The following is a 21,223-nucleotide window of genomic DNA, read 5'->3' on the forward strand; positions in this document are numbered from 1 at the left end:
AATCCATCCGGACTCTGCCGGCGCGCATCGGTCCATGATCGATGCGCGCCGGCGCGCCGCCGCAGGCGGGGTGAGACCTCCCAGAAACACCACGTTCTACAGCAAAACGCTGCGTCTCCTGGGGCTGTGAAGCGCCTCGGGCCGCGTTCGGACTCTACGGCAAGCTATCCGCGCGCATAACCGCACAGCCGCCCCCCGGGAGCAATGAGTCGACGTATATATCCGTGCAAGCCCCACAACGAGCAGGCGCTCGACACCCCCAGGAAAAACCACATAGACTCGATTGCAGGCACACCCCTTTCGACGGTCCGCGCCAGGAGCCACCATGAATAGCATGCCACCCCGTTTCGATGCCCAACAGGACCTCAGCCTGGACCCGTACTGGATGCCCTTCACCGCCAATCGTCAGTTCAAGGCGCGGCCGCGCCTGCTGGAAAGCGCGCAGGGCATGTTTTATACCGATATACAGGGGCGCGAGGTGCTGGATGGCACCGCCGGGCTGTGGTGCTGCAATGCCGGACATGGCCGCCGGGAGATAACCGAGGCGGTCAGCAAGCAGGTCGGCAAGCTGGATTTTGCGCCATCCTTCCAGATGGGCCATCCGCTGGCGTTTGCGTTGGCTGAACGTCTGGTAGACATTGCTCCAGCCGGACTGAACCGCGTGTTTTTCACCAACTCGGGCTCCGAGTCAGTGGATACCGCACTGAAAATCGCACTTGCCTATCAGCGAGGCCGTGGACAGGCCAATCGAACCCGCCTGATCGGTCGCGAGCTGGGCTATCACGGGGTAGGCTTTGGCGGCATCTCGGTCGGCGGTCTGGTCAACAATCGCAGGGCATTCGGGAGCCTGCTGCCCGGTGTCGATCATCTGCCGCATACGCTGGATATCGAGCGCAACGCCTTCACCCGCGGGTTACCCAAACACGGGGCGGAACTGGCAGACGACCTGGAGCGGATCATCGCCTTGCACGGCAGTGAGAACATCGCCGCGGTGATAGTCGAGCCCATGGCCGGGTCTGCCGGCGTAATACTGCCACCGCAGGGCTACCTCAAGCGCCTGCGCGAGATCACCAGCAAACACGACATCCTGCTGATCTTCGACGAAGTCATCACCGGTTTCGGACGCCTTGGCGACGCCTTCGCCGCGCAGCGCTGGGACGTAACCCCGGACATCATTACCACAGCCAAGGGTTTGACCAACGGCGCGATTCCCATGGGTGCCGTGTTTGTCAGCGAGCAGATACAGGACGCCTTCATGCAGGGACCGGAGAACATGATCGAGCTGTTTCACGGCTACACCTATTCCGGCCACCCCGTTGCTGCCGCCGCAGCGCTGGCGACACTGGATATCTACGCCAACGACGGACTGCTGACCCGCGCGCAACAGCTGGAGGTTTACTGGCAAGAGGCGCTGCACAGCCTGAAGGACCTGCACCACGTCATCGATATCCGCAATGCCGGCCTGGTTGGCGCGATGCATCTGGCGAGTCGTGAAGGAGCACCCGGCGCGCGCGGGTATGAGGTGTTTGAAGAATGTTTCTGGGACGGCCTGATGGTACGTTGCACTGGCGACATCATCGCTCTGTCGCCGCCATTGATAATCGAAAAGCCCCATATCGACCGCATTATCGAAACGCTGGAAAAAGTGCTCCGCCGCACGCCATAAGCGTCGCCTCCAGCGGAACCGGGTCACTCCCGACTCTCCGCCGTACGATCCGTCGCACATCGCTCGAACAAGCTCTCAAACAATTCCCCTTTTTGAAAAAGGGGGTCAGGGGGATTCGGGGTTAAGCAGGCCCAGATGCGAACCCGTCCGCAACAATCCCCGCTGCAGATTGCCCCTGCCCAGATAACCGGTCAACCTGATAATGAACAATCGTTCATAGCAGAGTTTGCCGTCTCTGCGTGTTGGTTCCGCTGCGCCACAGCCGAGCGCGCCGGGACCGAAATCTGCCGGGGCGCCTTCGTATGATCGTCATGCTCCGGCTCCAGAATCCGGAGAATAATTACCGTGAAGATCCGCTTGCTAATTTCTGCTGTGTGTCTGTTATCGCCTGTAGCAATGGCTTTCAACCCTCCAACACCGGGCCCTGGGCCGACTGATCCGCCGCCGGATGGCCCGGTAGCCTGCACTGACAAGGATCTGCAACCGGGCGAAACCACCCGCACCATCAATGTCGGCGGCCAACGTCGCGAATATGTAATGTACGTGCCGGAGTCCTATAACAACGCCAGCGAAACGCCATTGATGCTGGATTTCCATGCCCTGATGACCAGCGCTGACTATCAGATCGAGAACTCCGGTACGCGGGAAGTCGCCGATGAGGAAGGCTTCATCGTAGCTTATCCCCAGGGCGTGGATAACGCCTGGAACCTGGGTCCCTGCTGCACCGAATCGCGCGCAGTGGATGACGTCGGTTTTGCCAGAGCGGTCGTCGAGGAAGTATCAGCCCAGGCCTGCGTCGATGAGAAACGCGTCTACGCCACCGGCTATTCAAACGGCGGCGGCATGGCTTATACCCTGGCATGCCGGGCGGCAGACATGTTCGCGGCAGTCGCACCCGCAGCTTTCGACATGATCGAGGAGACCGCCTGCGAGCCATCGCGCCCGGTGTCCGTGTTCGCAGCGCGTGGCACCCGCGATTCCATCGTGCCGTTTGAGGGTGGTGAATCCACTCCGCCGACCCGCTACCGTCTCGACCCAATCACCTTCCTCGGCGCTGAGGGAAGCCTGGAAAAATGGGCGGATATCAACAATTGCAGCGGCACGGCTACTGACATGGGTAACAATTGCAAGGGTTATAGCAACTGTGACGGCGACACCGAGGCAGTCCTTTGCACCGCCAGGCTCGGTGGTCACAAGGCCTGGGATGCACAAGCCAGCTGGAACTTCCTCAAGGACCACGCCCTGCCCTGAGATATTTCCGTACGTGAGCGGCCGCAACGGCCAACAGGTGCGCACCCGCCGGCTTGCTGGCGGTTGCGCACGCGTGCTGGACACCCACTAGGCACCGACTTGAACATGTTTCTTGCCGACACAGCATGGTCTAAACGTGACTGACGGGTTACATTCCTCGTCAACCAATGCATTCAAGACCATAATTTCCCCTGGATTGTTCAGGAAGCTCCGAGAGCCAGCCATGCACCGGCCTGACGGGACGCACTCATACCACACCGCAACCCTGTCTTGTGACCAGGCAGGGCTGCTAAGCGTGATATGAACGCCTGTCGCGGCGAGCCCTTGGCTCTCAGAGATTCCTCAGGATCAATGGCCAGACCGGGTAAATCGCCCGGCGACCATCGAGTTCAGCCTGTTCGTCACGCGTGGCGGGTGCGCACCGGGGTACAGTGAGGAGTCCTGCGAGATGTCGCGTTTACCAGTCATTGTCGGGTTCGGCGGATACAACGCCGCTGGCCGTAGCTCATTCCATCATGGCTTTCGCCGCACCATCATTGAATCCCTGAACCCAGCCGACCGGCAGCAAACGCTGGCCGGACTGGCCGTTCTCATGAAGCTGGTACGCGTAGAGGGTGATGACTATCTCGATGATGAGGAGCAGCCGCTCAGCCTGGCGGACATCGAAGAGCGTTTCGGTCAGCAGATCCTCGACAGCACCCTGGTACGCCGGGTAGAGAAACGTCACCTGGATGTAGACGCTGCGCACTGGCACAAGAACCTGACAGTGACCGGCGAAGCCGGCAAACCCTTCTCGTTCATCACTCTGGCAAAACAGTTACCCGAACCCCTGCCATCGGACTGGGTGGTCGAGCCCCTGAATGCCGCTGAAGTCATGGTCACCATGTATGACGGTTGCGACATCAAGGTCGACAGCTACCGCTCGCTGGCAGTCAAGTCCGCCGGACAGCTGCCCAGCGGCTTCGAGCCCGGCGAGCAATACGCATCGCGCTTCCACCCACGCGGCCTGCAGATGACTATCGTCGCCGCTACCGATGCGCTGCGTTCCAGCGGTATCGCCTGGGAAGACATCACCCAGCGCATCCGGCCGGATGAAGTCGCCGTGTTCGCCAGCAGCATCATGAGTCAGCTGGATGAATTCAGCTTCGGCGGCATGATGCAGTCCCGGCTCAAGGGCAACCGGGTCAGCGCCAAGCAGCTCGCGCTGGGCCTGAACAGCATGCCGGCGGACTTCATCAACGCCTATATCCTTGGCAGTGTCGGCACGACGGGGGCCATCACCGGTGCCTGCGCCAGCTTCCTGTACAACCTGCAGAAAGCCACCGAGATGATTACCAGCGGTCGCGCCCGGGTCGCCCTGGTCGGCAGCAGTGAAGCACCTATAACCCAGGAATGCATCGAAGGTTACGGTGCGATGGGCGCATTGGGTACCGAGGAAGGGCTGCGCAATATCGAAGGCACGACGGATGTGAACTTCCGGCGGGCGAGCCGGCCCTTTGGACAGAACTGCGGCTTTACCCTGGCCGAGTCCAGCCAGTTCTTCCTGTTGATGGATGACGAGCTGGCGATGGAGCTGGGCGCCGATATCCACGGCTCGGTTCCGGATGTGTTTGTCAGCGCCGACGGTTTCAAGAAATCGATTTCAGCGCCGGGTCCTGGCAACTACCTGACCATGGCCAAATGCGTACACAGCGCGATGCAGATCCTCGGCGAAGACAGCGTGCGCCGGCGCAGCTTCGTACATGCGCACGGATCCAGCACTCCGGCCAACCGGGTAACCGAGTCAGAACTGCTGGACCGTGTTGCCGAGGCCTTCGGTATTGCCGACTGGCCGGTGGCAGCGGTCAAGGCCTTCGTCGGTCACTCGCTTGCCAGCGCCAGTGGTGATCAGCTGGCTTCGGCGCTGGGCACGTTCAAATACCAGATCATTCCCGGCATCAAAACCATTGATGAAGTGGCGGACGATGTCCATCAACAGCATCTACGCATCAGCACCCGTGACGTAGACCGCGCGCAGGATCCGCTCGAGGTGTGCTTTATCAACTCCAAGGGCTTCGGCGGCAACAACGCCAGCTCGGTGGTGCTGGCCCCGCAGGTGGTCGAGCGGATGCTCCGCAAGCGTCACGGGGAAGAGCGTTTCGCCGAATATGCTGACCGTCGCGAAGCGGTCCGGGCCGCTGCACTGGCCTACGAACAGCGCGCCCAGAAAGGCCAGCTCGAGGTGATCTACAAGTTTGGTCAGGACATGATCGATGACCGGCAGATAGAGATGTCGGTCGAACAGATGACCGTGCCCGGCTTCAGCCAGCCCCTGATATTTCGCAAGGATGATCGCTTCAGCGACATGCTCGATTAAGCGCTTCGGAGCCGGGCGATAACGCCGGCTCCGTTCCGCGTCAGGCTTGCCAGATCAGGCGATTCTCAATAGTTACCGCACCTTTGCTCTGAGTTGTAGTCCATAACTTGGAACCGTAGAAACCTCTGAAAAGATAGAGAGCGAAGGTCAGACAAGGCGTAATGGAGAGAACGGTTGCAGCGTGCAGCTGTAACAAGCCTCTTCAGAGCGACATCAACGCTGCATGACCGCGTCCCATCATTTCGGGGTTCCTTGAGCATTCTGGTCAAAGGAGCACACTTATGTCATTCAGTAAGCAAGTATCAGCTGCCCGCAAAGAAGCCGAAAAAGAAGCGCACCACCTGGGTTCGGTTGCACGCCGTTTTTATAAGGGCACCGCCAAGGAGTCCAGCCGCGATTTCAGAAAGCTGCAAAAACGTGCGCGCCATAACATGCACGACATGCATCTCGGCGGTCACAACAACCGCGCCTCTCACTCGCTGCAGCAGGCAGGCCAGATGGTCAAACAGCATCCCGTCGTGACGCTGGCGATTGCCGCCGGCGCCTTCGCTCTGGTGGCCTATTTCCTGACCAAGCCACGCCGTCAGAATAGCCATCAAGCCGGCACTGACAGCAGCCAGACACCGCTGTAAGCACTATCGCGGCGCCGCTGACTGTCAGCGGCGTCACGCCCGCCATCTGTTCCTTGATGCTGCCGCCCCATACCCCGTACAGTTCAGCTATCTGTCTCAACTGAACCGAGGTCAGCATGTCCCCTTTCAGCTTCGCCACTACCGCACAAATTCTCTGTGAACCCGGCTCTGCCCTGCGCCTGGCCGAACTCTGTCACGAGCGTGATGCTCACCGCGTGCTGATAGTGACCGACCCGGGCATCATTCAGTTAGGCTTGCTGAAGGATATTCTTCCCGGTTTTGCAGACGCCGGGATCCAATACCAGATATTTGATGCGGTAGAGGCCGATCCGCCGGAGGCGGTGGTGCTGGCGGCGGTTGAACAGGGGCGAGCGATGGGGGCCGAGCTGGTGATCGGCTTTGGGGGCGGCAGCTCAATGGATGTAGCCAAGCTCGTGGCCTTGCTGGCGCACCCCGAGTGCACACAGCAATTGCCCGACATCTATGGCGTGGGCAACGCGCGCGGTCGCCGCCTGCCACTGATTCAAGTACCGACAACCGCCGGAACCGGTTCGGAAGTCACCCAGATCGCGATCATCACCACCGGTGAAACCACCAAGATGGGCGTGGTCTCGCCGTTGCTGCTACCTGATCTGGCCGTACTCGACGCCGACCTCACGCTGGGCCTCCCGCCCTCCGTCACCGCAGCCACTGGTATTGATGCCATGGTGCATGCGATCGAGGCCTACACCAGCAAGGTCAAAAAGAATCCGCTCTCCGACATGCTGGCCCGCGAAGCCCTGCGCCTGCTCTCCGCCAACCTGAGCGAGGCGGTGCATAACGGACAGAACCGCGAAGCGCGTCAGGCGATGCTCCTCGGCGCTTTGCTTGCGGGCCAGGCTTTTGCCAACGCGCCGGTTGCAGCAGTGCACGCGCTGGCTTATCCGCTGGGTGGGCATTTTCATATCCCGCATGGCCTGTCCAACGCACTGGTGCTGCCTGCGGTAATCGAATATAACGCCTCCCACGCCGCACCGCTTTACGCGGAGCTAGCGCCAGTCATCCTGGGTAGCGATCTGCAACCCGGCGACGATGCAAGCCTGACCGCGCAGCTGGTGGCTACACTGTCACGGCTCAGCCCTGACCATGGCCTGCCAAGCCGCTTGCGCGATGCCGGTGTACCGGAAGACAGCCTGCCCATGCTGGCCCGCGACGCCATGCTTCAGCAACGCTTGCTGGTCAATAACCCCCGCGAGCTGACCGAAGCCGACGCGCTGGCCATCTACCAGAAAGCCTACTGATACCCATCACTGCCGGGCTGCGGAGTCACTTCCGCGGCCCGCCCTCAGGACACGCCATGACCGAAGCCGCCCATTCCTCACGCAGCGACTACCCTTATCTGCATCCGATCACTACCCGCTGGCACGATAATGATCTGTACGGCCACATCAACAACGTCACCTACTACGCATTCTTCGACAGCGCTGTGAACACCTGGCTGATTGAACAGGGTGGCCTGGATATTCACGACGGAGAACAGGTGGCGTTTGTCGTCAGCTCCGCCTGTGACTACTTCAAACCAGTCGCCTTTCCGGATCGTATCGAAGTGGGCGTACGCGTAGCCAAACTGGGCAACAGCTCGGTGCATTACGAACTGGCAGTGTTCAAGACAGGCGAAGAAGCGCCCTGCGCAGCCGGGCGCTTTGTACACGTGTTCGTCGAGCGCGCCAGCAACCGCTCATGCGCCATACCGGCCGGACCGCGCGCCGCGCTGGGACGGTTGATGACCTCAACCTAGTACGTCCGGCAACTGCCCCGGCGTAAACAATTCGATCCAGTAGCCATCCGGATCCTTGATAAAGGCGATGCGCTTCATCTTGCCGTCGTTCGGACGTTTGACGAATTCCACGCCCATGGACTCGAAGCGCTCACAGGCCGCATCGAGATCAGGGACGGCGAAGCCGATATGACCAAACCCCTGGGGCTGGTCGTTGCCGTTGTGATAGGCAAATTCTGGATCGTCCTCAGTGCCCCAGTTGTGCGTCAGCTCGAGCATTGCCGGCCGGCCGAAGGTCTGCACCAGCCGCACCCTGGATTCATGCGACCAGTAGCCAAGATCCAGCTCGTCGATCATTGCGAGGAAATACAGGCTGAAGCGCATGTCTTCGAAATCCAGCCGTTTGACCAGCGTCATGCCCATGATGCGGGTGTAGAAATCCAGCGACGCGGTCGGGTCCTTGACGCGCAGCATGGTCTGGTTAAGGACGAAGCCCTCCGTGGCCGGGTCGCGATCCTCGCACAGGCCTTCAGCGGTTTCGAAATGGCGTGACATGGCAGCGGCTCCTCAAATGGATGGTTTGAAAGGAAGCCTAGCATTTCAGCATCGGTTGGCGCTCTATCGCGAAGGACCGAAAACGCCAACCGAATCCGGCCCTCAGCGGAAAGGCCGCTCCTGCCACCAGGGGAAGAAGTCCGGACGGTCCTGGCTGGGACGCAGAGTGAAGCGTGCAGGACGTTTTTCCAGGAAGGATTGCACGCCCTCCTTCGCATCGGCCGATTCACCCATGAAAGCGATCGCACGGGAATCGACGATGTGAGCTTCCATCGGATGGTCGGCGCCAAGCATGCGCCAGAGCATCTGACGGTTAAGCAGCGTGGACATGGGCGATGTGTTGTCGGCAATTTCACGGGCCAGTTTCATGGCGGCAGGCAGCAGCTCTTCCGGTTCATGGATGCTGCGAATCAGGCCACCGCACAGTGCTTCTTCGGCATCAAAGACGCGACCGGTGTAGACCCATTCAGCGGCCTGCTGTACGCCGACCAGACGCGGCAGGAACCAGCTGGAGCAGGCTTCCATGGTGATACCTCTGCGCGCGAAGACAAAACCGAAGCGCGCCTTGGTGGAGGCCAGACGAATATCCATGGGCAGGGTCATGGTGGCACCTACACCCACAGCCGCGCCGTTGAAGGCACCGATTACTGGCTTGGTACATTCGAAAATTCGCAGCGAAACAGTACCGCCGCCGTCACGCAGATCGGCGTTGCTACGCTTGTGACGATTGAAGGTGTCGCCGCCGCTCTCCAGATCCGCACCGGCGCAGAACGCCTTCCCGGCGCCCGTCATGATGACGACGCGTACGTCATCGTCAGCGTCGGCGGCATCGAAAGCTTCGATCAGCTCACGACGCATGTCGGCATTGAAGGCATTCATGCGGTCGGGGCGATTGAGGGTCAGGACGAGGATGCCGTCCTCGACCTGATAATTCAGCGTTGAATAGCTCACTGCGGCACTCCTGCAAGAATGGGAAGGCCTGACAGTGTAAGAGCGCAAATGCCCTCAGGCCATGACCCTCGGCTTTGCGTATGCAAAGCCATAGGCAGGGCCGATTGATCCTGAGTGGTTACCTAGTCGACGCGCTCGAACTTGAGGTCCCAGACGCCGTGACCGAGACGCTCGCCGCGGCGCTCGAACTTGGTTACCGGGCGCTCTTCCGGACGGGGCACATAGGTGCCGTCTTCAGCCAGATTGCGGTAACCAGGGGCCGCGCTCATCACCTCGAGCATCTGCTCGGCGTAGGCTTCCCAGTCGGTGGCCATGTGGAATACACCGCCGGGCTTGAGCTTCTTCCGCAATTTCTCAGCGAAGTCCAGCTGCACGATACGGCGCTTGTTGTGCTTCTTCTTGTGCCAGGGATCGGGGAAGAACAGCAGCACCCGGTCCAGGCTGGCATCAGGAATGGTCTTGTCGAGCACTTCGATGGCATCGCAATCGAACACCCTGAGGTTGCTCAGCCCCGCGTTAAGCACGCCATTGAGCAACGAGCCGACGCCGGGGCGATGCACCTCTACGCCGATGAAATCCTGTTCCGGTGCGGCCGCTGCCATTTCCAGCAGCGACTGCCCCATGCCGAAACCGATCTCCAGCGTACGCGGTGCCTGGCGGCCAAACAGCGCATCCAGGTTAAGTATACCGCTTTCGAGATCAAGCCCGAATCTGGGCCAACCGACGTCGATGCCGCGCTTCTGCGCATCGGTCATCCGTCCGGCACGCATGACAAAGCTGCGAATCGCGCGGCGCGGATGTTCGCTGTTGCTATCGTTCTCGGGCAGGTCGGAAGGGGTCTGGCTGTCAGTCATGGCAAAAGCTCAAAGTGTAATCAGAAGAAAGTGCCGGCCAGCGGCGAGGAAGCCGAGGCATACAGCTTGCGCTCCATGCGTCCGGCCAGATAGGCACCGCGACCTGCCAGGACCGCGTGTTTCATGGCTTCGGCCATGAGCACCGGTTGCTGCGCATGGGCGATAGCGGTGTTCATCAACACGCCGGCGCAGCCCAGCTCCATAGCGATAGCAGCATCCGAGGCGGTGCCGACACCCGCATCCACCAGCACCGGCACGGTGGCCTCTTCGAGGATGATGCGCAGGTTATAGGGGTTGCAGATACCCAGCCCGGAGCCGATCAGCCCGGCCAGCGGCATGACCGCGACGCAGCCGATTTCCGCCAGTTGACGCGCGATGATCGGATCGTCGCTGGTGTATACCATCACATCAAAGCCATCGCGCACCAGGATTTCGGCGGCCTTGATGGTTTCGATGACATCCGGGAACAGGGTTTTCTGGTCCGCCAGCACTTCGAGCTTGACCAGCTTGTGTCCGTCCAGCAGTTCACGCGCCAGGCGACAGGTACGCACGGCGTCTTCAGCAGTGAAACAGCCAGCGGTGTTGGGCAGGATGGTGAAGCGATCCGGCGGTAGCACGTCGAGCAGATTGGGCTCGCCTGGATTCTGGCCGATGTTGGTCCGGCGGATAGCCACGGTGACAATCTCGGCGCCTGAGGCTTCGATCGCGTCGCGGGTTTCGTCCATGTCCTTGTACTTGCCGGTGCCTACCAGCAAGCGGGAACGGTAACGCACGCCGGCAATTTCCAGCGCGTCCTGGGTCAGGTCAGTCATGTGAACTCCGATTTGGGGGGAAAGGCAGGGCCGCGATGAAACGGCAACTACCCTATCCGCCGCCTATGGCGTGAACGATTTCTACCCGGTCGCCGTCTGCGAGTCGGGTCTCGGCGTGTTGGCTGCGTGGCACTATATCCAGATTCAGCTCTACGGCCAGGCGCTTGCCGCTCAAACCCAGCCGCTCGACCAGTTCAGCCAGCGTAATCGGGTTCTCCAGGGCGTAGGCTTCGCCATTCAGTTGGATCTGCATGGGATACTCGAACGTAGTCAGGAAAGCGACAATGATAGCCTGCTTTGGCCAGTGCTGACCACGCTAGTGCAGCTCACAGAGCACGCCAGACACCGATTCCCAGGCACAGCCAGGCGAGCAGGAACATCACGCCGCCCACCGGCGTGATGATGCCCAACTTGCCCAGCCCAGTCAGCGCCATGGCGTACAGGCTGCCGCTGAACAATAGAATCCCGAATGCGAACAATCCGCCGGACGCCTTGAACAGGGCAACGTCCGGCCAGCGCAACAGCAGCAGCGCTATGCCAAACAGCGCAGCAGTGTGCCAGAGCTGATATTGCACGCCAGTCTGAAAGGCATTGAGCAGATTGTCCGGCAGTCGGCTGCGCAAACCATGTGCCGCAAAGGCGCCCAGCGCGACGCCAGTGAAGCCGCAAAAAGACGCCAGCAAAAGCAATAACTTGGCCATGGATAAATCCCCCAGTCTATACTGCGGGCCAATCCTGAAACCGATTCGCCCATGTTGAAAAAACTGTTGCGCACCTCAGCTCGTTGGCTGCTGTACCTGATGGTGCTGAGCCTGATCCCGGTCATTCTGCTGCGCTGGATCCCCTCCCCCGGCTCGACGCTGATGGTAGAGCGCTGGATCGAATTTCGCCAGCAGGGAAGCGACGTCAACATCAGACACCAATGGGTGCCCTACGCGAACATCTCCGACAGCATCAAGATGGCGGTCATCGCTGGCGAGGACCAGCGTTTCGCCGAGCACCACGGCTTCGATCTCAAGGCGATTCGCGCGGCGATGGAACACAATCTCGAAGGTGGCAGCCTGCGCGGCGCCAGCACCATCAGCCAGCAAGTCGCGAAGAACCAGTTTCTATGGTCCGGACGCAGCTGGGTCCGTAAGGGACTGGAGGTCTGGTTCACGGCGTGGATCGAGGTGTTGTGGCCGAAGCAGCGTATTCTGGAAATCTATCTGAACGTGGCGGAATGGGATCAGGGCGTGTTCGGTATCGACGCTGCAGCCAGACACCATTTCAACGGCGGGGCCGCCACGCTGTCTGATCGCCAGGCCGCGCAATTGGCTGCGGTGTTGCCCAGCCCGATCCGTTGGAGCGCCGCCAGACCCTCTGACTATGTGCAGCGACGCGCCACCTGGATCCAGCGCCAGGCCCGCCAGCTTGGCGGGAGACATTATCTGGACCAGATGGAAGCGGGCCGCCCGCGACCCGACTGGTTGAGGTTCGCCTACTGGCAGGAACGGGTTTCGCTGAAGTGATCGGCGGGGGGATGCTGCCGGACGCCAGGCGCCCGGCAGGCTTGGGGTCATACCGTGCGGGAGAACTTGCCCTTCTGCTCTTCGCCAAGGTAGGCGTCAAAAGTCATCGCCACGCTGCGCATCAGCAGATGGCCCTGTGGCAACAAGACCAGCGCGTCATCATGTAGCTCCACCAGACCGTCGCGTTCATGCTCACGTAACAGCGCCAGCGCGTCGGCGAAATATTCGGCGAAATTGATCTGATAACGCTGCTCGAACTTGGCGTAGTCCACGCGCCCATGGCACATCAGATCGGTAATCACGTCCCGGCGCAGGCGATCGTCTTCGCTGAGCTGGTAGCCGCGTTGCACCGGCAGCATGCCATCGTCCATCCGTGCGTAGTAACGCGAGAGTTCCTTGACGTTCTGACTGTAGCTATCCCCAACCTTGCCGATTGACGACACGCCGATTCCGATCAGGTCGCAGTCGGCATGCGTCGAGTAGCCCTGGAAGTTGCGCTGCAATGTTCCATTCGCCTGCGCGCGGCTCAGCTCGTCTTCAGGCAGGGCGAAATGATCCATGCCGATATACACATAGCCCGCATCGGTGAGCCGGCGAATGGTCAGTTCCAGCAGCTCGAGTTTGCGCTCGGGCGGCGGCATGTCTTCCATGCGGATCAGCCCCTGCGCCTTCACCTGCTCGGGCAGGTGTGCGTAGCTATAGGCGGCGATGCGGTCGGGACGCAGATCGATGATCTTGTCCAGCGTGGCATCGAAGCTGGCGACAGTCTGCAACGGCAAACCGTAAATCAGATCAACGCTCACCGACTTGAAGCCAGCATCGCGCGCAGCCATGACCAGGTCACGGGTTTGCTGTTCGCTCTGGATCCGATTGACTGCCGCCTGCACCTTCTCGTCAAAATCCTGAACGCCGAAGCTCAGGCGGTTGAAGCCCAGTTCGCGCAGCGTATGAATCTGCACCGGTGCCACGGTGCGCGGATCGACCTCGAGGGAAAATTCATGCGCGTCGCTGTCGTCCATATTGAAGGCATTGCGCAGCGTCTGCATCAGATCAGCCAGCTGTTCGCTGGTGAAGTAGGTGGGCGTACCGCCGCCCAGGTGCAGCTGGGTCAAGCGACGTGACGAATCGAACAGGCTCGCCTGTTCGGCAATCTCACGTTTGAGATATTCGAGATACTCGACGGCGCGCTCGGTCTTGTGCGTGATGATCTTGTTGCAGGCGCAGTAATAGCACAGGCTTTTGCAGAACGGGATATGGATATACACCGACAGTGGCTTGGGCGAAGTCACCTCATTGCTGGCCTTGGCCGCCGCCCGATAGTCATCCATGGCGAACGCTTTGTGAAACTGCGGCGCAGTAGGATAGGACGTGTAGCGCGGTCCGGGCCGGTCGTACTTCTCGATCAGATCACGGTTGAAACTCAGCCGTTGGTCCATATCTACTCCACAACGTTGAACGTCTGCTGCGGTTTCGATTTCGCCGGCAACAGACAGGACGAATGATGATCAGAAATCGCGCCTGTCGGCACAATATGCAGTTCGAGGTATAGCCGACAGCGCTATTCGTAATCGTCGCTGGGGCCAAACAGGATTGAATGAGCCTGGTCTTCACTCACAGCAACCACCGCACCCTGTTCAGGATAGACCCAGGCCTGTCTACCGTCGCCGACATCCATACGCATCGCCGGATTGCCCAACGAACCCTGGAATCTCACCACATCCACCGGCTCCTCAGGGATCAGGCTGATACGCTTGATCAGGCGGCCGGCTAATGGTGCAGCCACGCCGGGCGATATCGACTGCTCAGGCGAATCAACTGTCCAGGCCTGAGCGCGTACCAGGCTATCGGTCTGCGCTGAATCCAGCTCGATCACCGCTTGAACGCGCCAGTTCAAACCGTCGCTTTCAAGCGGATGGCGACTGACCAGCAACGGTTGGTTTTCCGCATTGATCAGCCACAGGCTACCTGTTCCGAGCGCCGCATCGACGCCGGCAAGCGTTAGCGTCTGCTGTTGCAACGGCTGCCACAAGGACGCCTGATATTCGCCATGCCACTGCATCTCGCCAGGTGCGTTTTGCTCTGCCATCCAGCTACCCAGGGCGAAAAACCCCAGCACCACGACAACCAGAATGGTCAGGGTGCGAACGCCCATTTGCAGGGACATGCCGTTACTCCATTAAAAATGCGGTATCGGCGTCATTATGCAGCCCGTGCCTTTGAGTTGAAAATAGTGAACCAGCCAAGGCCCTATTTTCCCCGATGTTCTGCTGTGTGCAATTGAGCCAGGTCAAGACTTGCACAATGGGCCAGAGCTTTTAACCCACTCTGGCCCTTTCGGCTAACCGGCAAGACCGACGGCGGCTGTCTGCTCAGTCCCTAGCGGCCCCCTGGCAGCGCGCGCCAGAAACCTCTGGTTGATCATGCTGTGCGGCTTCAGCGCCAGACGCTCATCGGCAAGCGATCGCCCCAGACTGTGCAGGCCACCGCGCAACGCCGCCTCAGCGAGCGTCAGATCGATAATGTCGCGCTGGGCGTTACTGCCTCCGAAAGCATTCACAATGAAGCGCGCAGGGTGCAGGCGTTCCGCGGCCAGCTCGTAGGATCCATGCCAGAAGGCGATGAATCCTTCTACCAGCGGCAAGCCGACCTCGCCCGCCCATCTGGCAGCTTCCGCACTACCCACAGACCGGCGCCTCAGGTTATCCTGCAATCGCTGCAGGGCCGCTTCCCTGCCTGCGCCGAGAAACGCCATGGCTGCGTGCCAGTCATTGAAAGGGTAATCGCTGTCTTCGACGTGAATGGCCCAGCTGTCCGCCACCGCCTGCCAACGATCACCCACCTGAGCGCCGGCAACGTGCAGGCGCCACAGCAGCGCTGAGGCATCGACCAGCTCCAGAGCGATCGAGCTCGGCGTGCGCCAGACGGCCCGGTCATACAGCGCGAGTGCCTGCTCATCCTGCCCGAGCTCCAGATGACAGAGCGCGCGGTGCCACCAGTTATGGACCTTGAACAGGTTGTCGTCGCCCGCCCAATGCTGCTCGCGAGAGAGCATCCAGTCGATGCCATCTTCGGCACGCCCCTGCATTTCCATTACGTGAGCCACAGCGTGATGAGCCCAGCAGTCCAGCGGCTGCAGGGCCACTGCGCGACGCCCAGTGTCTTCAGCTCTGGCGTAATCGCCGGTTTCCTCCAGTCCAAAGGCATACATCCCCAGCACCACCGGAAAACCCGGCGTGTCGGTCGGCCATTGCGGTAGGACCCGGGCAATGCGGTCACGCAGGTTACGGCTGTTGGCCCGGTAAAAATCGATCAGGTGACCGGCCTGCAAGCCAACCATATCCCTGGGATAAGCCACATTGTGCGCATCCAGCTGCAGCGCCGCTCTGGTCCAGTTGCCATCCAGAATGCGTTCCAGCGCGGCGACATGGGACCCTTCCCGCTCGGACAGTTTCATGCATTTCAGCCCTTTCACCAGCTCGGTGGCTTGCCGGCTCGCGTCCGGCTCCGTCGCCAGCGCAAACACATAGGCTTTGAAAATACGTGCCATGGCGCAGTCAGGGGCTGCGCCAATCGCCTGATCAATCAGCGCCACCGGATCGCCGCGATATAGATTGAAAGCATCGACCGCCTGATCAAACAACTCCGCGGCGACGTGGTTTGCGCCGTTCAATGCTTCGCCTTGCCTGTCAGTAATCATTACTCTTCTCCGTTAAACCATCCGAACCGCCCCGCTCCGCACGCTTTACGACCCATAACAGCGCTGCGGATTGCTGCTAAGCTTATTTAGCCGGGCCACGGCAAAGAATGCGCAAGACACCGGATCTTATGGCCGATCCGCCGACTTGGAGAAAGGGAGGTGGGTGATTCAACGTTGCTGGGATCATTACGTCTGAGTGGGAGTATTTTCCTGGATGCCGAGTTCAGCGCGCCATGGTGCATCAAAGCCCAGGTCACTCCGGATGACTGCGGCCCCTTCACGCCGCCCCCACGCTACATCATCGCCTACCATTATCTGATTGCCGGTCACTGCTTCGTGAGTGTCGAAGGCATACCTTCATTCCAGGCCTATGGTGGTGACATCGTCGTCCTGCCGCGTAATGACCCACATATTTTGAGCAGCGCTCTGGATCTGCCACCGGTTTGCCCTGAACAATTTCTCCTGCCGGCCGGTGACGGCGGCCTGACCCGCCTCGTTTATGGAGAGGGTGGTGAACGGACTTCGCTACTTTGCGGCTTTCTCGGTCACAACATGAAACGCAGCCCGATCATTGCCCTGCTACCCCGAGCGCTGAAGTTGAGCGTGGAGGAAGGCAGTTCAGCCGGCTGGATCAGGAACCTGTTTCAATTTGCCGCCAACGAACTGGCGACAGGGCGGCGGCAATCCCCAACCATGCTGGCGAAGATTGCGGAACTCATGTTTACCGAAACGGTTCAGCAATACGCCGCAGCGCAAACAGACCAGTCAGAAGCCTGGATAGCCGGGTTGCGCGATCCGCTGGTCGCCCGCGCACTGGAACTGCTGCACGGACAGCTCGCCCGCCACTGGACGACGGATCAACTGGCAAGGGAAGTCGGTCTGTCCCGTTCCGCCTTCGCGGACCGTTTCGTACGCGCCCTCGGTGAAGCGCCCATGGGTTACCTGCTACGTCATCGGCTGGAACAGGCCGCTACCCGTCTGCTGGAGAGCTCCGATTGCATCGCGCAGATAGCTTTTGATATTGGCTATGAATCAGAGGGGGCTTTCAGCCGCGCCTTCCGGCGGGAGTACGGTCTGCCACCAGCGACCTGGCGGCGCAGCAAGCGACACTGATTAGCGCAGAGGAACCAAAAAGGGCACCCGAAGGTGCCCTTTCATGCGGTCAAACAACGTCATGCCGCGTCGTCGATGGCCAGATTTTTCTTCAGTTTGTTCATCGCGTTTTTTTCCAGTTGCCGGATGCGTTCGGCAGAGACCTGGTACTTGGCCGCCAGCTCGTGCAGCGTGGCTTTTTCTTCGGCCAGCCAACGCTGATAAAGAATATCGCGGCTACGCTCGTCGAGCTGTTCCAGTCCCTGCTGCAACTGGCTGACAGAGCTGTCTGTCCAGTCCGCTGATTCCAGCTGGGTCGCAGGGTCGTAGCGCTTGTCCTCAAGATAGTGGACTGGCGCATAGGCCGTGTCGTCATCTTCGTCCTGCGCTCCGTCGAAACCGAGATCCTGGCCATACAGGCGGCTTTCCATCTCGCGGACTTCGCGGGTGGCGACACCCAGATCTTCGGCAACGGCGCTGACTTCATCGTGCGAGAGCCAGGCAAGCTTCTTCTTGGCGCTGCGCAGGTTGAAGAACAATTTGCGCTGGGCCTTGGTAGTCGCGACTTTGACAATGCGCCAGTTGCGCAGGATGAACTCGTGGATTTCCGCACGAATCCAATGCACTGCGAAGGACACCAGGCGCACGCCCATCTCCGGGTTGAAGCGCTTGACCGCCTTCATCAGGCCCACGTTGCCTTCCTGAACCAGGTCGGATTGGGCCAGACCGTAGCCGGAGTAACTCCGGGCGATATGCACGACGAAACGCAGATGCGACATGACCAGCTGGCGGGCCGCTTCCAGATCTTCGTGATAGTACAAACGGTCAGCCAGCTCGCGCTCTTCCTCAACACTGAGTATCGGAATGCTGCTTACGGTCTGGACATAGGCCTCTAGGTTCGCACCGGGAACAAGGTTATGTACGGGCTGCAAGGCAGTGCTCATGTTCGAACTCCGAAAAATTGACGGCTCAGTGTATCACCGCTGGATGAGACTGTGAACGCCTGGGGAAGTTCATCAAAACGAGACTAATTCCATATAAAACAGAATGTTACCGACAGGTAACATTTTCATTGCGGCTCAATGTCGCGGATATGTCGACCCACTGCCAGCCATGCGCCGAGCAAGCCGAGTAGCACAGCGCCTGCGACCAGCAGCAGGCCATCCCCCGCCGGCATCGGCAATAACTCGAAACCGCTCTGATACAGGGCCGCAACCTGACGCACCGTAGTGTTCAGCCAGGCGATACCGCCGGCAAGCAACAGCCAGGCCAGTATCCCGGCGACCAACCCGTAAACCATGCCGATATAGAGAAACGGCCGACGCACGAAGGCATCGGTGCCGCCGACCAGCTTGATTACCTGAATCTCTTCACGCCGGCTCTCAATCGCCAGTCGTATGGTAGTGGTCATCACCAGTAGCAGAGCGAAGATCAACAATACCGCCAACCCGCCGGTAAAGCGTTCAAGCATGGCGAGAATCGAGGTCAAGCGCTCGACCCAGAGCAGATCGATCTGCACCAGCTCGACACCGGACATACCGGCAATGCGATCCCGCAACGGCTGCAGTGCCGAGGCGCCGCCTTCGATGCTCGCCGGCGTTACCAGAACCACCGAGGGCAAGGGGTTATAGGACAGCTGCTCCAGCGCATCGCCCATTCCGGAGTGCTCCTGGAATTCCGCCAGCGCCAGATCCTTGTCCAGCAGCTGCGCCTCATCAACCTCGTCCAGCGCGGCAATACTGTCGCGCAACTGTTCGGCGGCGCTGGCGTTAACCTCATCCTGGAGATAGACAGATAACTGTGCAGCGCGCTGCCAGTCGACGCCCAGACGCTCAACCTGGCCAATCAACACAGCGAGCCCGGTAGGCAGCGCCAGTACGATGGTCATCACCAGGATGGTCATGGCGCTGCTCAGCGGGTGCCGGCGCAGGCGCTGCAACGCCTGCAATGCGCTGTCTCGGTGGCTGCCCAGCCAGCTGCGGAGCGGATGTTTCCAGTTGCGCTGCGAGCGCGCAGCGCCCTTGGGCGCATGGGTGTTCTTGCTCTCACGCGCATCAACGGTCTGCCGCTTGCGCGGCGCTACCGGGTTTCGCTTGTTCTCAGCCATGCCTATTCCCCGTCCCTGACCAGGCGACCCTCGTGCAACGTGAGCATACGGTGATCCAGCCGCGCGATCAGCGGCAGATCGTGACTGGCGATCAGCACCGTCACACCGACGCGGTTGAAGTCCTCGAACAGGGTCATGATTTCCGCCGATAGCGCCGGATCAAGGTTACCTGTGGGCTCGTCGGCAAGGAGCAACGCGGGTTTGTGGACCACCGCCCGGGCAATACCGACTCGCTGCTGCTCACCACCCGACAGGGAGATGGGATACAGGTTTTCCTTTTTCAGCAGATCGACCTTATCCAGCGCTGCACGTACGCGCCTGCCGATTTCATCCCGCGGCGTTCCATTGATAATCAGCGGCAGCGCAACGTTATCGAATACCGTGCGATCAAACAGCAACTGGTGGTTCTGGAACACCACGCCAATCTGGCGACGCAGATAGGGGATGTCGTCACTGCCGAGTTCGTGCAGATCCTGGCCGCCGATATGCACGCGCCCGGTACTGGGCCGCTCCATGCACATCACCAGCTTGAGCAGCGTACTCTTGCCTGCACCGGAATGGCCGGTGATAAAAGCCATCTCACCGGTGCGGATATGAAAGTCGAGGTTATCGAGCCCCTGATGACCGTTAGGATAGCGCTTGCTGACCTGATCGAAGCGAATCATGGTTTACTCGCGCCCAAACAGAGCCTTGACGAACTCCGGCGCCGTAAAGGGACGCAGATCATCGATCTTCTCGCCGACACCGATGAACCGGATGGGCAGTCCGAACTGCTTGGCCAGGGCGAAAATCACCCCGCCCTTGGCGGTACCATCAAGCTTGGTCAATGCCAGGCCGGTAAGACCCACCGCCTGATCAAACAGCTTGGTCTGGGAGATGGCGTTCTGACCGGTGCCGGCGTCGAGCACCAGCAGCACTTCGTGCGGCGCCTCATCGTCCAGCTTGGCCAGCACCCGCTTGACCTTCTTCAGCTCATCCATGAGATGGTCCTTGTTATGCAGGCGCCCAGCAGTGTCGGCGATCAGTACATCCGCTCCCCGCGCCTTGGCGGCCTGCAACGCGTCGAAGATCACCGAAGCTGAATCAGCGCCGGTATGCTGCGCGACAACCGGAATATGGTTGCGCTCGCCCCACACTTGCAATTGCTCCACCGCTGCGGCACGGAAGGTATCGCCAGCAGCCAGCATCACCTGCTTGCCCTCGCCCTGCAGTCGCTTGGCCAGTTTGCCGATGGTCGTGGTCTTGCCGACGCCATTGACGCCCACTACCAGGATAACGAAAGGCTTTTTCTCAGCGGGAATGACCATGGGTCTGGCCACATTACCCAGCAGGCTTTCCAGCTCGCCCTGCAAGGCGCCGTATAACGCCTTGCGGTTGTTCACCTGGCGCCGGCTGACGCGTTGCTGCAGCGATTCCATGATCAGGGTGGTGGCTTCGATACCGACATCGGCCATCAGCAGACGGGTTTCCATATCCTCCATCAGCTCATCGTCGATTTCCTTCTCGCCGAGGAACATGTTGGCCATGCCCTCGCCAAGATTGGCGCTGGTCTTCGACAACCCCGCCTTCATCCGGGCGAAGAAGCCCCTGGGCTCGGCTGCCGGCTTCTCCGGCTCGGGCTCCTTCTCGGGCTGTTCCGATGCCTGGCCGAGGCCAGAGAACAGCTCTGCAGCGACTTCCCGGGCGGCCTGATCCTGACTTGAGACGACCGGTGTCGAAACAGGAGTTTCGGTCTCGGCGGGCGCAGGGGGGGGCGTATCGCGGGCGGCCGGTTGTTCGGCCGGCTGCTCAACCGGCTGGTCGACCGGGTCGACCACCGGCTCACTGGCAGCAGGCGGGGCCGGTTCACTCTTGCGCCGAGCCCAGCCGAACAGGCCCCTTTTCTCGGGCTTGGACGCTTCGTTCTCCGGGCGCTTCGAATCCGGCTTATCTGACTTGTCTTTTGAACCAAACATTTACGATCACTATCAGAGTCTGGCGACG

The 21,223-nt window shown here is 60.4% G+C and carries 21 protein-coding genes; 8 read left to right on the plus strand and 13 right to left on the minus strand.

What is annotated here, in order from left to right; genetic code table 11:
• Positions 1–325: 325 nt before the first annotated feature.
• From G3M63_RS03315 to G3M63_RS03340, 6 genes are all read left to right on the plus strand, one after another.
• Positions 326–1,666: an aspartate aminotransferase family protein gene (locus G3M63_RS03315; protein WP_163981858.1), complete on the plus strand. Its 1,341-nt coding sequence runs from the start codon at positions 326–328 to the stop codon at positions 1,664–1,666.
• A 345-nt stretch (positions 1,667–2,011) separates the two neighbouring features.
• Positions 2,012–2,917 carry a PHB depolymerase family esterase gene (locus G3M63_RS03320; RefSeq protein ID WP_218573650.1) on the plus strand — a complete coding sequence of 302 codons (906 nt, stop codon included), beginning with the start codon at positions 2,012–2,014 and terminating at the stop codon, positions 2,915–2,917.
• A gap of 448 nt (positions 2,918–3,365) precedes the next feature.
• On the plus strand, positions 3,366–5,273 hold the full coding sequence (locus tag G3M63_RS03325; protein ID WP_163981860.1) for a beta-ketoacyl synthase: 1,908 nt from the start codon (positions 3,366–3,368) through the stop codon (positions 5,271–5,273).
• Between the two features lie 281 nt (positions 5,274–5,554).
• The gene (locus tag G3M63_RS03330) at positions 5,555–5,905 is read left to right on the plus strand and encodes a hypothetical protein (RefSeq protein ID WP_150301717.1); all 351 of its coding nucleotides are present in this window, start codon (positions 5,555–5,557) and stop codon (positions 5,903–5,905) included.
• Between the two features lie 116 nt (positions 5,906–6,021).
• A complete protein-coding gene (locus G3M63_RS03335; protein ID WP_163981861.1) occupies positions 6,022–7,185 on the plus strand; it encodes an iron-containing alcohol dehydrogenase in 1,164 nt (387 codons plus the stop codon).
• A 56-nt stretch (positions 7,186–7,241) separates the two neighbouring features.
• A complete protein-coding gene (locus tag G3M63_RS03340) occupies positions 7,242–7,682 on the plus strand; it encodes a thioesterase family protein (protein ID WP_163981862.1) in 441 nt (146 codons plus the stop codon).
• Here G3M63_RS03340 and gloA read toward each other — a convergent pair.
• The 6 genes from gloA to G3M63_RS03370 form a co-directional block, all read right to left on the minus strand.
• Positions 7,674–8,216 (minus strand): lactoylglutathione lyase, encoded by a 543-nt coding sequence (gloA, locus tag G3M63_RS03345; protein ID WP_163981863.1) that lies wholly within the window; start codon positions 8,214–8,216, stop codon positions 7,674–7,676. The genes G3M63_RS03340 and gloA overlap by 9 nt on opposite strands.
• A 102-nt stretch (positions 8,217–8,318) precedes the next feature.
• Positions 8,319–9,167 carry a crotonase/enoyl-CoA hydratase family protein gene (locus tag G3M63_RS03350; protein WP_163981864.1) on the minus strand — a complete coding sequence of 283 codons (849 nt, stop codon included), beginning with the start codon at positions 9,165–9,167 and terminating at the stop codon, positions 8,319–8,321.
• Positions 9,168–9,289: 122 nt separating this feature from the next.
• Positions 9,290–9,937 (minus strand): tRNA (guanosine(46)-N7)-methyltransferase TrmB, encoded by a 648-nt coding sequence (trmB, locus tag G3M63_RS03355; protein ID WP_256670001.1) that lies wholly within the window; start codon positions 9,935–9,937, stop codon positions 9,290–9,292.
• Between the two features lie 104 nt (positions 9,938–10,041).
• A complete protein-coding gene (locus tag G3M63_RS03360; protein ID WP_150301710.1) occupies positions 10,042–10,833 on the minus strand; it encodes a thiazole synthase in 792 nt (263 codons plus the stop codon).
• 52 nt (positions 10,834–10,885) lie between these two features.
• A complete protein-coding gene (gene thiS, locus G3M63_RS03365) occupies positions 10,886–11,086 on the minus strand; it encodes a sulfur carrier protein ThiS (RefSeq protein ID WP_163981866.1) in 201 nt (66 codons plus the stop codon).
• A 73-nt stretch (positions 11,087–11,159) separates the two neighbouring features.
• The gene (locus tag G3M63_RS03370) at positions 11,160–11,534 is read right to left on the minus strand and encodes a DUF423 domain-containing protein (RefSeq protein ID WP_150301708.1); all 375 of its coding nucleotides are present in this window, start codon (positions 11,532–11,534) and stop codon (positions 11,160–11,162) included.
• 51 nt (positions 11,535–11,585) lie between these two features.
• Between G3M63_RS03370 and mtgA the strand changes: the two genes are divergently transcribed.
• Positions 11,586–12,344 (plus strand): monofunctional biosynthetic peptidoglycan transglycosylase, encoded by a 759-nt coding sequence (mtgA, locus tag G3M63_RS03375; protein WP_163981867.1) that lies wholly within the window; start codon positions 11,586–11,588, stop codon positions 12,342–12,344.
• A gap of 47 nt (positions 12,345–12,391) precedes the next feature.
• On the opposite strand, the gene hemN is transcribed toward mtgA, so the two are convergent.
• The 3 genes from hemN to G3M63_RS03390 form a co-directional block, all read right to left on the minus strand.
• The gene (gene hemN / locus G3M63_RS03380; RefSeq protein WP_163981868.1) at positions 12,392–13,780 is read right to left on the minus strand and encodes an oxygen-independent coproporphyrinogen III oxidase; all 1,389 of its coding nucleotides are present in this window, start codon (positions 13,778–13,780) and stop codon (positions 12,392–12,394) included.
• A 122-nt stretch (positions 13,781–13,902) separates the two neighbouring features.
• A complete protein-coding gene (locus tag G3M63_RS03385) occupies positions 13,903–14,508 on the minus strand; it encodes a hypothetical protein (RefSeq protein WP_163981869.1) in 606 nt (201 codons plus the stop codon).
• 174 nt (positions 14,509–14,682) lie between these two features.
• Complete coding sequence (locus tag G3M63_RS03390) at positions 14,683–16,041, minus strand: tetratricopeptide repeat protein (protein WP_163981870.1); 1,359 nt, start codon at positions 16,039–16,041, stop codon at positions 14,683–14,685.
• A 159-nt stretch (positions 16,042–16,200) separates the two neighbouring features.
• Here G3M63_RS03390 and G3M63_RS03395 point away from each other — a divergent pair, with 159 nt between their 5' ends.
• Positions 16,201–17,154, plus strand: coding sequence for an AraC family transcriptional regulator (locus G3M63_RS03395; protein ID WP_163981871.1), 954 nt, complete (start codon positions 16,201–16,203; stop codon positions 17,152–17,154).
• A gap of 59 nt (positions 17,155–17,213) precedes the next feature.
• On the opposite strand, the gene rpoH is transcribed toward G3M63_RS03395, so the two are convergent.
• The 4 genes from rpoH to ftsY form a co-directional block, all read right to left on the minus strand.
• Positions 17,214–18,077, minus strand: coding sequence for an RNA polymerase sigma factor RpoH (rpoH, locus tag G3M63_RS03400; protein WP_150301704.1), 864 nt, complete (start codon positions 18,075–18,077; stop codon positions 17,214–17,216).
• A gap of 125 nt (positions 18,078–18,202) precedes the next feature.
• On the minus strand, positions 18,203–19,240 hold the full coding sequence (ftsX, locus tag G3M63_RS03405; protein ID WP_163981872.1) for a permease-like cell division protein FtsX: 1,038 nt from the start codon (positions 19,238–19,240) through the stop codon (positions 18,203–18,205).
• A 2-nt stretch (positions 19,241–19,242) separates the two neighbouring features.
• Positions 19,243–19,905 carry a cell division ATP-binding protein FtsE gene (gene ftsE / locus G3M63_RS03410; protein ID WP_150301702.1) on the minus strand — a complete coding sequence of 221 codons (663 nt, stop codon included), beginning with the start codon at positions 19,903–19,905 and terminating at the stop codon, positions 19,243–19,245.
• Between the two features lie 3 nt (positions 19,906–19,908).
• Entirely contained in the window at positions 19,909–21,195 is a 1,287-nt protein-coding gene (gene ftsY / locus G3M63_RS03415; protein WP_163981873.1) for a signal recognition particle-docking protein FtsY, read from the minus strand.
• Positions 21,196–21,223: the final 28 nt, after the last annotated feature.

Source organism: Pseudomonas sp. OIL-1, assembly GCF_010669185.1.
Taxonomy (GTDB): domain Bacteria; phylum Pseudomonadota; class Gammaproteobacteria; order Pseudomonadales; family Pseudomonadaceae; genus Halopseudomonas; species Halopseudomonas profundi.